16 protein-coding genes are annotated in these 12834 nt (G+C 64.4%); 11 read left to right on the forward strand and 5 right to left on the reverse strand.

Annotated features, from left to right (window positions below; genetic code table 11):
* Positions 1 to 16: 16 nt before the first annotated feature.
* On the forward strand, positions 17 to 676 hold the full coding sequence (locus tag ASC45_RS09040) for an HAD-IA family hydrolase (RefSeq protein WP_055450719.1): 660 nt from the start codon (positions 17 to 19) through the stop codon (positions 674 to 676).
* Positions 677 to 740: 64 nt separating this feature from the next.
* On the opposite strand, the gene ASC45_RS09045 is transcribed toward ASC45_RS09040, so the two are convergent.
* Positions 741 to 1508 carry a hypothetical protein gene (locus tag ASC45_RS09045; RefSeq protein ID WP_055450720.1) on the reverse strand — a complete coding sequence of 256 codons (768 nt, stop codon included), beginning with the start codon at positions 1506 to 1508 and terminating at the stop codon, positions 741 to 743.
* A 129-nt stretch (positions 1509 to 1637) separates the two neighbouring features.
* On the opposite strand from ASC45_RS09045, the gene ASC45_RS09050 reads away from it, so the two are divergent.
* Positions 1638 to 2504: a DUF6502 family protein gene (locus ASC45_RS09050; RefSeq protein ID WP_055450721.1), complete on the forward strand. Its 867-nt coding sequence runs from the start codon at positions 1638 to 1640 to the stop codon at positions 2502 to 2504.
* The gene (locus tag ASC45_RS09055; RefSeq protein WP_141655767.1) at positions 2501 to 3883 is read left to right on the forward strand and encodes a DUF5666 domain-containing protein; all 1383 of its coding nucleotides are present in this window, start codon (positions 2501 to 2503) and stop codon (positions 3881 to 3883) included. The genes ASC45_RS09050 and ASC45_RS09055 overlap by 4 nt, the downstream gene beginning before the upstream one ends.
* Positions 3884 to 3931: 48 nt before the next feature.
* On the opposite strand, the gene ASC45_RS09060 is transcribed toward ASC45_RS09055, so the two are convergent.
* Positions 3932 to 4723, reverse strand: coding sequence for a hypothetical protein (locus tag ASC45_RS09060; RefSeq protein WP_055450898.1), 792 nt, complete (start codon positions 4721 to 4723; stop codon positions 3932 to 3934).
* Between the two features lie 266 nt (positions 4724 to 4989).
* Here ASC45_RS09060 and ASC45_RS09065 point away from each other — a divergent pair, with 266 nt between their 5' ends.
* Positions 4990 to 5973 (forward strand): S49 family peptidase, encoded by a 984-nt coding sequence (locus ASC45_RS09065; RefSeq protein WP_055450723.1) that lies wholly within the window; start codon positions 4990 to 4992, stop codon positions 5971 to 5973.
* Between the two features lie 6 nt (positions 5974 to 5979).
* Here the strand turns inward: ASC45_RS09065 and ASC45_RS09070 are convergent, their stop codons facing one another.
* Genes ASC45_RS09070 through ASC45_RS09080 form a run of 3 tightly spaced genes read right to left on the reverse strand, consistent with a single transcriptional unit; the run spans position 5980 to position 7491 of the window.
* Positions 5980 to 6588, reverse strand: a complete 609-nt coding sequence (locus tag ASC45_RS09070) for a Maf family protein (protein WP_055450724.1) — start codon at positions 6586 to 6588, stop codon at positions 5980 to 5982.
* On the reverse strand, positions 6588 to 7013 hold the full coding sequence (locus ASC45_RS09075; RefSeq protein ID WP_245610011.1) for a DUF6691 family protein: 426 nt from the start codon (positions 7011 to 7013) through the stop codon (positions 6588 to 6590). Before ASC45_RS09075 ends, ASC45_RS09070 begins: the two co-directional genes overlap by 1 nt.
* Before the next feature lies 1 nt (position 7014).
* The gene (locus tag ASC45_RS09080; RefSeq protein WP_055450725.1) at positions 7015 to 7491 is read right to left on the reverse strand and encodes a YeeE/YedE family protein; all 477 of its coding nucleotides are present in this window, start codon (positions 7489 to 7491) and stop codon (positions 7015 to 7017) included.
* 325 nt (positions 7492 to 7816) lie between these two features.
* On the opposite strand from ASC45_RS09080, the gene ASC45_RS16060 reads away from it, so the two are divergent.
* The 7 genes from ASC45_RS16060 (at position 7817) to acpP (ending at position 12699) form a co-directional block, all read left to right on the forward strand.
* The gene (locus ASC45_RS16060) at positions 7817 to 8191 is read left to right on the forward strand and encodes a YceD family protein (protein ID WP_245610012.1); all 375 of its coding nucleotides are present in this window, start codon (positions 7817 to 7819) and stop codon (positions 8189 to 8191) included.
* A gap of 62 nt (positions 8192 to 8253) precedes the next feature.
* Positions 8254 to 8436 (forward strand): 50S ribosomal protein L32, encoded by a 183-nt coding sequence (gene rpmF / locus ASC45_RS09090; protein WP_055450727.1) that lies wholly within the window; start codon positions 8254 to 8256, stop codon positions 8434 to 8436.
* Positions 8437 to 8535: 99 nt separating this feature from the next.
* Positions 8536 to 9591 carry a phosphate acyltransferase PlsX gene (plsX, locus tag ASC45_RS09095; protein WP_055450728.1) on the forward strand — a complete coding sequence of 352 codons (1056 nt, stop codon included), beginning with the start codon at positions 8536 to 8538 and terminating at the stop codon, positions 9589 to 9591.
* 36 nt (positions 9592 to 9627) lie between these two features.
* Positions 9628 to 10605: a beta-ketoacyl-ACP synthase III gene (locus ASC45_RS09100; protein WP_055450729.1), complete on the forward strand. Its 978-nt coding sequence runs from the start codon at positions 9628 to 9630 to the stop codon at positions 10603 to 10605.
* Between the two features lie 43 nt (positions 10606 to 10648).
* Complete coding sequence (gene fabD / locus ASC45_RS09105) at positions 10649 to 11584, forward strand: ACP S-malonyltransferase (RefSeq protein ID WP_055450730.1); 936 nt, start codon at positions 10649 to 10651, stop codon at positions 11582 to 11584.
* Positions 11581 to 12348, forward strand: a complete 768-nt coding sequence (fabG, locus tag ASC45_RS09110) for a 3-oxoacyl-ACP reductase FabG (protein WP_055450731.1) — start codon at positions 11581 to 11583, stop codon at positions 12346 to 12348. The genes fabD and fabG overlap by 4 nt, the downstream gene beginning before the upstream one ends.
* A gap of 111 nt (positions 12349 to 12459) precedes the next feature.
* Entirely contained in the window at positions 12460 to 12699 is a 240-nt protein-coding gene (gene acpP / locus ASC45_RS09115) for an acyl carrier protein (protein ID WP_055450732.1), read from the forward strand.
* The last annotated feature ends 135 nt before the right edge of the window (positions 12700 to 12834 follow it).

The following is a 12834-nucleotide window of genomic DNA, read 5'->3' on the forward strand; positions in this document are numbered from 1 at the left end:
CCTCCCCGCCTGCGCCATGCACCGACAGAACTACGACCTGATTGTGTTCGACTGGGACGGCACGTTGATGGATTCCACCGCGGCCATTACCGGGGCGATCCAGCAGGCGTGCCAAGACCTCGGCCTGCCCGTGCCCAGCCGTGAAGACGCGTCCTTCGTCATCGGCTTGGGCCTGGAAGATGCGCTGCGCCACACCGCGCCGACCTTGCCGCATGGCGATTACCCCCGATTGGCAGCGGCCTATCGCAAACACTACTTCGCGCTCGATGGCCAGCTCACGCTTTTCGATGGTGTTCTAGACCTGCTGCATGGACTCAAGTCAGCGGGGTACAACCTGGCCGTGGCCACCGGAAAGTCGCGCATCGGACTGGCAAGAGCCATGGATCGGCCTGAACTGCGCGGTCTGTTCGATGCGACCCGTACCGCCGATGAAACCTTTTCCAAGCCCCACCCGGCGATGTTGCACGAGCTCATGGCCGAGTTGGCCAGCCCGCCACAGCGCACCGTCATGGTGGGTGACACCACGCACGATCTGCAAATGGCGATCAACGCCCAGTGCAACGCGATCGGCGTGAGCTACGGCGCTCATGACGCCGAACAGCTTCAGTCGCTGGAGCCGCTGGGGCTGGTGCATTCCGTGGCCGAGTTGCGCGACTTCCTCGCTGCAAACGGCTGACAGCCTCTGTTGCCGAGCGGCAAACAGAGGCTGAATTCACGGCCCACCGAGGGCTAGGTGGACGTCAGGGACGCATCATGTTGGGCATGTTCACCATGGGCGGCGTGACGACCGGCACGTTGACTGCAGGCGTGGCCACCGAAGGTATGTTGACGGTGGGCGTGTTGATCACGGGCACGTTCACCGCCGGTGTTGCCACCGATGGCACGTTGACCGAGGGCGTATTGACCACCGGCACTGCCACTGCAGGCGCGGTCACTGCGGGAACGCTGGGAGTTTGCACCGAGGCGGGGTGACCCACCCCTGGCGTGCCGAAACCGTGACCGAGGCGATGACCTGAACCTTGCGGAGTCTGTGCCGCGGTGTCCTGTGTGCTGGTGCCGATCTGGGCGGAGGTGCGTGATTGCGTGGTCTCGCGAGTCTGCGCCTGGGTGCGGGTCTGCGTTGCGGCGCCGGAGGTGCTCACCGTGGTTTCAGCAGTCGGTGTGCGGGTCTGGTCGCGCACGGTGGACTGCGTGGTCGCGCGCGTCTGCGCTTGCGTGCGAGTATGCGTGCGGGTTTGCGCCGCCGCACCGCCTGAGGCGTCTACCGTGGATTCAGCAGTCGGGGTGCGGGTCTGGTCGCGGGTGGTGGCGCGCGTGTTCACCGTGGCGGACTCGGTGGTCTGCGCTGTTGCAGCTGTCTGCTGATGGTAGGCACCGACGCCTTCGGCCATGGATGCATGCGCCTGTTCCGTGGCGCGGATCGCGGTTTGTGCGCTGGCGATGCCGAACGAAAGCGAAACTGCGGCCACGGCGGCGGACAGGACGGTGAGGGTACGGGTCTTGGACATGATGATTCTCCTGAAGCAAAGGATGAGTACTTTCACTAAGCGTGGTAAAAAATCCCACACACGCTTGAATCCATAATAGTGGTAAAATTCCCCACGTCAAGCAAAACCTCGCTCCTCTATGTCCTCGCCATGTATGACGCTCTGAAATCGGCGGCGCTTTCCATCCTGCGTCCCTTCGTCCGCTACCTGATCACCCAAGGTTGGACGTATGGCGCTCTGGCCGAATTGCTGAAGTTCGTCTATGTCGGCGAGGTGATCGCCCTCGATGAGCGCAGCGGCAAGCCCGTGCCGACGGACAGCCGGGTGAGTCTGCTCAGCGGCATTCATCGCAAGGAAGTGCGTCGTGTGCGCGAGGAACTGCAGGCTGGTTCCGGCCAGATCGCGCTGCGGCACGGCGCCAACGTGTCGGCCCAAGTGGTGGCCGCCTGGGTGGCCTGCGAGGCGTATCGCGACGTGCAAGGCGAGCCACGCTTGCTGCCCCTTCGGGCGCCGGAGCCCGTACCCAGTTTCGAGAGTCTGGTGCGGCTCGTGAAGGCCGATATGCGTGCGCGCACGGTGCTCGATGAATTGCTGCGGGCTGGCGTGGTTGAACTGCAGGGCGATGTAGTGAAACTTGCGCGTACGGGCTATGTGTCCGATCTGCCGCAGGATCGGCTGGCCTTCATGGGCGCGCACATCGGCGATCACCTCAGCGCCACGGTGCACAACCTGGAGGGAAAGACGCCGTTTCTCGAACAGTCGGTGTATTTCGACGATCTGCCGACGGACGTGGCCGCCGGTGTACGCGACGACTTGAGGCGCCTCGGCGAACGTGTCTTGCAGGAGGCCTATCAGCATGTGGCGCGCGCCGAGAACGATCGGGCGCCTGCTGCCGAAGGTGAGGAAGCAGACAGCGCCTCCACGCCACGCCGCCGGTTGCGGCTGGGCGTTTATTACTACGAAGAGGATATGCCGCAGTCGGCACAGTCCCCTAACCCGGCGGGAGAAGCATCATGAGCCGACGACCCAGGCGTGCACCGCTTGCCTTTCGCAGGACTTGGATGTTGCTCATCGGCCTGTTGCTGAGCGTGGCAGTCTCGGTGGCGGCCACGCCCGGAGGCATAGGCGGCACGGGGATCGAGCCGGGAGGCATAGGTGGCACCGGCATCAACCCGGGAGGAATCGGCGGTACCGGCATCGTGGCGATCGGCCCGGTGCAGCGCTTCGGCAGCATTTTTGTCAATGGCGGTGAGTACGAGCTCCCGTCCGAAACGCGGTACCGGGTGGATGGCAGTCCGGCCGACGCCCGCAGCGTGCACCTTGGCGACATGGTGCGCGTCAACGCGGTCGATCGCGGCGGGCGGCTCGATGCGATCGAGGTTCGCATCGACCATGCCCTGATCGGTCGCATCACGCAGATCGACAGCACGGAAAACCGGTTGATTGTGCTGGGACAGACCGTGCAACTGCAGCCCTCCACCTTGTTGCGTACCGTCGACGATAAGCCCCTGCACCCTGCTGCGCTGGCCGTTGGCGATGTGGTGCGCATCAGTGGGCTCGACCAGGGAGCGGGGCGCTGGCAGGCGATGCGTCTGGTGCAACTTACTGGCAGCAAGGCGCGAGGAAAGGCCGACAACCGCTTCCTCCTGCGCGGCACGCTGGAGGCGACCCGCCCCGCAACCCGCCAGGTGCACATCGGTGGAGCCTGGCTTACCGTGGCCCCAGGCGCGTGGCCTGCACTGCCTGCGGTGGGGTCACGGGTGTTGGCGCGCGGCCTGCAGGGCGGCGGGGGTGACGTGATCACTGCAGTGGAGCGGGAGCACGCCGTCGAGGCGCCGGTCGGAACCAAGTTGGTGATGGTCGGCTATGTGCAATCTCAGGCGCTTGGCCTGGAGTCGCATGGCCTGCGAGTCCAAGGCGCGTCCGCCCTGCTCAATGCTCAACTCGAAAGCGCTGCCTCTGTGCCGACTGGCGGCCCCGCGCTGATCGAAGGCGTGCTGCTCGACGCGCGCACGGTCGTGGTGGAGAGGGTCATTGCCGGAGTCGACGCCATGCGGTGGGCCTTGCCGCCATTGGCGGGCGCGCAGTCCGAGGCCGCCAAGCCCAAAGCGGCCGAGACGAGTCAGGGTTCCGTGGGCATCTCGGGTGCCGATCTGGCCGGGCGCGTTCCTCAGGTGCCCACGGTCACAGCGCCTATGTCACCCAACGTGATGATGCCGAACATCACGCCGCCGGTCATGCCCGTCGTCCCCCAGGTGCCGCAAATGCCGAACCCGATCAGCCCACCGACCTTGCCGCAGCCGCCATCGGTCACGACTCCGTCGGTTTCCCCGCCGAATGTCGGCATGCCCACGATGCCCGGCATGCCACAGGTGCCCAGCCTGCCCAGGCCATGAAAATGGCCGACAGATGTCGGCCATTGCTGCGCGGGAAAGATCGGGTCGTCAGAACACGATCTGCCCACCGATGCCCACGCCGAAATTGGCGCTGCCGTTGCTCAGACCCTTGTCGAGATAGACCTGGAAGCCGCTTCCCTGGGGAGTGAGGTTGTAGTTCCAAGCCAGAATCACATCCGAGGGCGCCGAGCCTCCAGCCACCATGGCCTGCGAGCCCGAATACATCAACGTGACGATGTTCTTCTGGCTCAGCGCGTAGCTTGCGCCGAGTTGGTAAATGCCGATGTTGCGCAAGTTGTAGCCCGCCGGGTTGCCCACTACGCGGTACCCCAGGTTGGCGAACGGGAACCAGCTCGAGCCGATGATCTGCTGCAGCCCGACGCCGACTTCATAGTCGTTTTTGCCGGTGCCCAGTCCGCTCGATACCGAGGCGGTGCCGAATTTCACCTTGATGTAGGGCGTCACCGAAGGCGTCAGCCCGCTGCCCTGGAACACCTTGTAATGGCCCGCCAGCCAAACGTCGCCCAGGCCGCTGGCCAAGCGCGTCTGCGTGGAGCCGGTGCCGCCCACCACGCTGCCGCCCGTGAGGGTGGCCCCGGCAGGCAGACCCGTTGCCGAGATGTAGGGCACTGTCAGCTTCACCCGCCAATCGTTGTCACCGTACTGGATGTCCGTGGCGTCGTAGTAGTAGTGAATGGTGTCGTTCGTACCAAACTTGCCCTGAAAGTAGGACAAGGAGTTGCCGACGGTCAGCGCCGGATCAGCCTGGGCGGAGCAGACACCACCGGCGGCGAGCAGGGCGGCAAACAGGGTGGAACGAAGGACGGGGCGATGGGGCATGATGGTCTCTCGCTTGAGGAAAAAGGGCAGGGGGAAAGTCAAGCTGGCCGGTGACTGCAAAACCAGCGGCTACCGAGTTCAGCGAATACATGTGGGAAAATATCACACGCCTTTGAGGCCGATGTTGTCGAAACGCAATTCGTCGCTTCGTGCGATGCGAAACGGTTGTGACCGAGGCGGCTGGTATTCTGGTGGCCTTTGCCCGAGGGGCCTGCCCCTATCGGACTGCCTATCCTTCCTGACCACGACTTGCTCCGAACCCCGCCATGAGCGCATTGCCACCTGACTCCACTCCGCCGCGTACCGACGCGTCCGTTCAGCCGGGTTCCTGGGAAAAGCAGGTGCTGGAAAAACTCGTTCTGGAAGTGGTGAACGAAAAGCGCCGAGCGCGGCGCTGGTCGATTTTTTTCCGCTTTGTCATGCTAGGCATCGTGGCGCTGATCTTTCTGGGCGGCGTGGTCGCCGAGTACGGCAACACAGCCGCCACCGGCCCGCATACTGCGCTGATCGAACTCAACGGCGAGATTTCCATTGACTCGCAAGCCAGCGCCGACAACATCAATGCGGCCTTGCAGGACGCGTTCTCCAATCCGCAGACCCGCGGCATCATTCTGCGCATCAACAGCCCGGGGGGCAGTCCGGTGCAGGCCAGCCAGATCTTTGCCGAGATCGAGCGGCTGCGGGCCAAGTACGACAAGCCGGTCTATGCCGTGTGCGAGGAGGTCTGCGCTTCCGGCGCGTACTACGTGGCCGCGGCGGCCAATGACATCTACGTCAATCCTGCCAGTCTGGTGGGTTCCATCGGCGTGCTGATGGACGGCTTCGGCTTCTCGGGCCTGCTCGACAAGCTCGGCGTGACCCGCCGCCTGCTGACGGCGGGCGCGAACAAGGGCTTCATGGACCCTTTCACCCCCATGCCCGAAGACCAGAAGACCTACGCGCTGGGCATGCTGGAGCAGATCCACAAACAGTTCATCGCCGCCGTCGAAAAGGGGCGCGGAAGCCGCCTGAAGGTGAATGACGAAACCTTTTCCGGCCTGGTGTGGACGGGCGAATCCGCCGTGAAGCAGGGGCTGGCCGACGGCTACGGCACTGTGGATCAGATCGCCCGCGACAAGATCAAGGCGCCCGAGATCGTCGATTACACGCTGCAGGAAAACGTCGCCGAGCGTCTGGCCAAGCGCTTCGGCGCATCGCTGGGCATGGGCGCGGTGCGCGAACTCTCTAACCTGGGCTGGTCGTTGCGCTGAGGCCGTTCAGTCGGCGCTGGCCCGCGCCAGCACGTCGAAGCCGCTCTGGCGCAGCATGTCGCACAGATCGATCAGCGGCAGACCGATCAAGGCGGTGGGGTCGTCGCTGCGCATCTGCGTGAGCAGCGCGGGCCCGAGCGATTCCGATTTGGCGCTGCCCGCGCAGTCGTAGGGCGTATCCAGCCTCAGATAGCGCTCGATGTCGCCATCGCTCAAGGGCCTGAACGTCACCTCGGTCGGACAGTTGCGCACCTGGGTTCTGCTGTCTGGCGAAATCACGCACAAGGCCGTGTGAAACACAGCTTGCTGACCGCTGAGGCGCTGCAACTGCTCAAATGCGGTTCCAAACGAGCCTGGCTTGCCCAGTGCTTCGTCGCCGAGCATGCAGACCTGATCGGAGCCGATCACCCAGGCGCCAGGGGCGTTCCGTGCCACGGCAGCCGCCTTCTCGGCGGCCAGTCGCAACGCCAGATCGAGCGGCGATTCGCCGGGCTTTCTTGTCTCGTCGACCTCAGGCGCGCGCGCGGCGAACGGCACGCGCAGGCGCCGCAGCAACTCGGCGCGATAGCGTGAGGTCGAAGCCAGGATCAGCTCGGGTTCAGCGCGTGGTGGCATCAGTGCTTGCCGAAGAACCGGCCATGCAGCCAGGCGCCGATGAGAATGCCGACGATGCTCAGCAGCAGCGGCCAGTTGCCCACGCCCAGACCGGCGATGGCTGGACCGGGGCAGACGCCGCTCAGCCCCCAGCCCACGCCGAAGATCGCCGCGCCGATGAGGGTGCGCGCATCGAGATGCGAGGGATGTTTGCCGAAGACCACGCCAAACACGGGCCGCTTCATCAGCCTCGGCAGCAAGTGATAGGCGATGAAAGTCACACCGGCGGCACCGCCCATGACCAGCAGCAGCCCGAGATCCTTGAGCATCAGGAATTGCAGGATGCTTTCGGGCTTGACCATGGTGGACAAAGCCAGGCCGAAGCCAAACAGGCCACCGGCAAACAGTGCCGAAAGCATCACCGCGGCAGGAGGAACACGCTGCATGTCAGAACCCTCCCAGAGCACGAACCACATGGGCCGTGACGATGGCGGTACTCAAAAAGATGATGACGGCAAGGATGGAAGGCAGTTGCCCTGAGCCGATGCCACAGATGCCATGCCCGGACGTGCAGCCTCCACCCATGCGGGCGCCGAAGCCGCCGACGATGCCGCCCACGAACAACTGCCACAGCGGCACCTTGGTGACAAAACCGTGGCCGCCACCGAGGGTGTAGGTGAAGATCACCGCACCGACAATCAGACCGAGGCCATACATCAGCCGCCAGTTACGGGTCGAGACGAATTTTTCGTGCTGAAAGAAGGGATGGCGCGACACCAGCGACCACACGGCGGTGTAGGCCGTGCTGATACCGCCGATCAGACCCGTCAGCCAGAACAACACGCTCACACCCAAGCCGATGAAGATGCCTCCAAACAAAAACGGCTCCCAGCCCATCGGGAACCACTGCGCAATACTGTCCATTTATCTCGTCCTACCTATTTGTGAATTTGTCGAAGCGCTGCGGCCCGACGACATACTCCTCAGTGTAAGAGCTGGCTCGCCAGGTGTCTGCGGGAGTTGTTGCAGTCGGTAAACTGCGGCCATGCCTCAAACGCCACCTTCAATCTCATCGGAGGCCTCGTCACCGCCTCGCGCCCTGTCCCTGTTCGACTTCGCGCGCAATGGAGGAGTTCTGCAGGGTCATGCCGACTGGCGCACGATGCCGCGGCTGAAAGCCATGTTGTCGGGGCCGCAAGAGGACCTTCCACCTCCTGCCTGGTCCTTGCGGGGCTATTTGCGTGAGCGCATGGGCCTGCGCCCCCAGCCCATGGTCTGTCTGCAGGTCAAGGCGCAACTGCCGCTGGTCTGTCAGCGTTGTCTGCAAGACATGCTTCATCCCATCGAGGAGAAGGTCGACTTTCGTCTGGTTGCCGACGAGCCCGAACTGACCCAGGCCGAACTCGAGGCGGAAGACGAGGCGCTGGCCGCCACTGAACCGGTCGATGTGCTCGAACTGATCGAAGACCAGTTGCTGCTGGCCTTGCCGATCGTGCCGATGCACGACCATTGCCCGCAGGGAGCTGAGCCCGCAGCCATCGATGCGGCAGACGCGGGAGCCGATGATCGCCAGCACCCCTTCGCCGGGTTGCGCGAACTGATGGACAAGGCAAAAAAGTCCTGAGAGGTTTCGCTGCCGACGCTGGCGCTCGCATATAATGCTCTGCTTTTTCACAGGGGATTGCCATGGCCGTCCAGCAAAACAAGAAATCACCTTCGAAGCGTGGCATGCACCGTGCCCACCAGCACCTGAGTGCGCCGCCGCTGGCTGTTGAGCCCACGACGGGCGAAACGCATCTGCGTCACCACATCAGCCCGAACGGTTTTTACCGTGGGCGCAAAGTCGTCAAATCCAAGTCTGACGAGTAAGCGCTTGCCCTGGGCTTTCGAGCATCGCCAGCGACGGTCAGGCGGTGAAATGCCTATCCCGCGTCAGGTGGCATGTCAGGCGTTGGTACGGGCCGCGTCATGAGCTCCACCCTGGCGGTCGATCTGATGGGCGGGGATCATGGTCCGAAAGTGACCTTGCCGGCTTGCGTGCAATTTTTGCAGGAGCACCCCGAGGGTCGGGTCATTCTGGTGGGGCAGCCGGAGGTCGTGTCGCCGCTGCTCGAATCGCATCGTCTGAAAGACCACCCGCGTGTGGAATTCGTGCCCGCCAGCGAGGTGGTGACCTCGGACGACCCGGTTGAAATTGCGCTGCGTCGCAAGCGCGACTCCTCGATGCGGCGAGCCATCGAGCTCGTGCGGGATGGTCGCGCCCAGGCTTGTGTGTCGGCGGGCAACACCGGTGCCTTGATGGCGCTTGCGCGCTATCTGCTCAAGACCCTGCTGGACATCGAGCGCCCGGCCATCGCCACCTACCTGCCCAACCAGAAGGGCAAGGGCACGTTGATGCTCGATCTGGGGGCCAACGTCGATTGCGAGCCCCTGCATCTGCTGCAGTTCGCCGTCATGGGCACGGCCTATGCGGCCACGGCCGGGCAGGCCCAGCCCACGGTAGGCCTGCTCAACATCGGCGAAGAGGTCATCAAGGGCAACGACACCATCAAGCGCGCGGCCGAGCTGCTGCGCGAGGCCGACGCCCTCGGACGCCTGCGGTTTCACGGCAATGTCGAGGGTGACGACATCTTCAAGGGCACGACCGACATCGTGGTGTGCGACGGCTTTGTGGGCAATGTCGCGCTCAAGACCTCCGAAGGCCTGGCGCAGATGCTGTCGGGGATGATCCGCGAGGAATTCACCCGTACGCCCTTGAGCAAGCTGATGGCACTGGTGGCCCTGCCGGTGCTCAAGCGCTTTCGCAGGCGCGTCGATCATCGCCGCTACAACGGTGCAGCCCTGCTGGGCTTGCGCGGACTGGTGGTCAAGAGTCACGGCTCGGCCGATGCCTTCGGCTTCGAGCAGGCGCTGCTGCGCGCGCACGAGGCGGTGCAGGGTGATGTCGTGCGGCATACCGAACGCATTCTCGAAGCGATGCACGAGTCGTCGCCCCAAGGCACCGAGTCGGCTCCGGCAAGCTGAGCATCTCGCCTCGTACCTTTCTGAACGATTCTTTCCATGCCTTCCTTTTCCCGCATTTCCGGCACCGGCAGCGCCCTGCCAACGCGCAGAATCAGCAACGACGAGCTGGCTGCCGATCTGGCCAAGCGCGGCGTCGAGACCAGCGATGAGTGGATCGTCGCGCGCACCGGCATTCGCTTCCGCCACTTCGCCGACCCCGGAACCACCAGCGTCGATCTGGGCGAACAGGCCGCGCGCCGCGCGCTCGATGCGGCCGGGCTGAGCGCCAGCGACATCGGCTTGATCATCGTGGCGACATCGACGCCCGACATGATCTTCCCGTCGAATGCGGCGCTGATCCAGGGTCGGCTGGGCGCGGCTGGAGGCGCGGCTTTCGATGTCCAGGCCGTATGCGCCGGATTCGTCTATGCCCTCACGGTGGCCGATCAGTTCGTGCGCAGCGGCATGGCACGGCATGCCCTGGTCATCGGCGCGGAAGTGTTTTCCCACATCCTCGATTTCAACGATCGCACCACCTGCGTGCTGTTCGGCGACGGTGCGGGCGCCGTGGTGCTCAGCGCCAGCGAGACACCCGGTCTGCTGGCCAGTGCCCTGCACGCGGACGGGCGGCAGTCGTCCATCCTCTGCACGCCGGGCCGCGTGTCGGGCGGCGCCATCACCGGCAGCCCCTTCCTCAAGATGGACGGGCAGGCGGTGTTCAAGCAGGCCGTGCACGTGCTCGAAGATGTCGCCCGCGAGGCTTTGGCCAAGGCGGGCCGCGAGCCTGCAGACGTCGATTGGATGGTGCCGCATCAGGCCAACATCCGCATCATGACGCACACGGCCAGGAAGCTGGGCATTCCGACCGACAAGATCGTGGTCACCGTCGACCAGCACGGCAACACCTCGGCAGCCTCGATACCGCTGGCACTCGACGTCGCCGTCAGGGCCGGCCAGATCCGGCGCGGCGACACCCTGCTGTTCGAGGCGGTCGGCGGTGGACTGACCTGGGGCGCTTCCGTCGTCGACTATTGACCATGGCGCGGCCTGCTGCATCCTGATCTGATTCCCTACGACCATGACATTCGCTTTCGTCTTCCCCGGCCAGGGCTCCCAGTCTGTCGGCATGCTCGACAAGGTGGCCGACCATCCCGTTGTGCGTGAAACCCTGCAGGAGGCCAGTGCCGCCCTGTCGCAGGATCTCGCCACCCTGATGGCGCAGGGGCCTGCCGAGCAGCTCAATCTCACCACCAACACCCAGCCGGTCATGCTCACCGCCGGTGTTGCGCTTTATCGCCTCTGGCTTGCCGAAGGTGGGCGCAAACCCGATTTCGTTGCCGGGCACAGCCTGGGCGAATACACCGCCTTGGTGGCAGCCGAGAGCCTGACCTTGTCCGACGCCTTGCCGCTGGTGCGCTTCCGTGCCCAGGCCATGCAGGACGCCGTGCCCGTCGGCGCCGGAGGCATGGCGGCCGTGCTCGGCCTGGATGATGCTGCAGTGCGGGCCGGATGCGAACAGGCCGCGCGCGAAACCGGAGAAGCCGTCGAGGCCGTCAATTTCAACTCCCCGGGACAGGTCGTGATCGCCGGCACGCAGGCCGCCGTGACTCGCGCCTGCGAAGTCTTGAAGGCCGCTGGCGCCAAGCGTGCGCTGCCCCTGGCGGTATCGGCCCCGTTTCACAGCAGCTTGCTGCAGGGTGCGGCCGAGCAGCTGCGCGGCTACCTGCAGAATGTCGCGCTGAAACCGCCGCAAATCACCCTGATCAACAATGTCGACGTGGCCCAGCCCACCGACCCCGACGCCATCCGTGATGCGCTGGCCCGCCAGGCCTGCCATGCGGTGCGTTGGGTCGAGTGCGTGCAGGCCATGGCAAGGGCCGGATGCACCACCCTGGTCGAGTGCGGACCGGGTAAAGTGCTGCATGGCCTGACGCGCCGGATCGACCCCACCCTGCAATCCTTTGCCCTGGACGATCTGTCAGCGATTCCCTCCATTCAGACTGCACTGGCATGAGCAACACCAATTCTGACGCACCTTCCCGGCCGCTTGCCGGCCAAATCGCCCTGGTCACCGGGGCATCGCGCGGCATCGGCGCGGCCATTGCCGCCGATCTGGCGGCTGCGGGCGCTCGCGTCGTCGGCACGGCGACCTCGGAGTCCGGGGCGAAAGCCATCACCGAGACCCTGCAGGCCTTCGGCGGGAGAGGTGCGGTGCTCGATGTGAACGACGCGGAAGCCGGTGCCCGCCTGGTCGACGAGATCGTCAAGGCCGAAGGCGGGTTGCAGATCCTGGTGAACAATGCCGGCATCACCCGCGACATGCTGGCCATGCGTATGAGCGACGCCGACTGGGACGCGGTGATCTCGACCAATCTGAGCAGCGTGTTCCGCATGTCGCGCGCCGTCATGCGAACCATGATGAAGCAGCGCTATGGCCGCATCGTCAACATCACCTCGGTCGTTGGCGCGTCCGGTAATCCGGGGCAGGCCAACTACGCTGCGGCCAAGGCCGGCGTCGCCGGCATGACCCGGGCATTGGCGCAGGAGCTGGGCAGCCGCAACATCACCGTCAATTGCGTCGCTCCGGGCTTTATCGATACCGACATGACCCGGGCACTGACCGAGGCGCAAACCCAGCCCATGCTGGCGCGCATTCCGCTGGGACGCCTGGGCAAGCCCGAAGAGATCGCGCATGCGGTGTCTTTCCTGGCTTCGCCCTTGGCCGCCTACATCACGGGCGCCGTTCTGCATGTGAACGGCGGCATGTACATGCAATGAACGTTTGCCGAAACGCACGACGTTGTCGCCGGGCGGGGTTATGCTCTCGGCCTGTCGCCAAGTCAGCCTCGGCGCTTGCTAAAATTTTTCACATTTCCACTGGAGGTTTCAATGAGTGACATCGAACAGCGCGTCAAGAAGATCATCGCCGAGCAACTGGGCGTTGCCGAAGATCAGGTGACCAACGAAAAATCCTTCGTGGATGATCTGGGCGCCGATTCGCTGGACACCGTCGAACTGGTCATGGCGCTGGAAGACGAGTTCCACATCGAAATTCCTGACGAAGACGCCGAAAAGATCACCACCGTGCAACTGGCCGTCGACTATGCCAAAGAGCACTACAAGGCCTGATGGGTCGCGCTTAGGTGGGCTTGGTGGACAGGCCTGGAGAGCCAGCCTGACCGCAGGGCGTGGATGCCGGTGACCACATCTGCCTCCTCTCCCGTGCCCGTCGCTCCCCTGTTTCAAACTCTTTTTTGCTTCCTT

The sequence above is a fragment of the Thiomonas bhubaneswarensis genome (assembly GCF_001418255.1).
GTDB lineage: Bacteria > Pseudomonadota > Gammaproteobacteria > Burkholderiales > Burkholderiaceae_C > Thiomonas > Thiomonas bhubaneswarensis.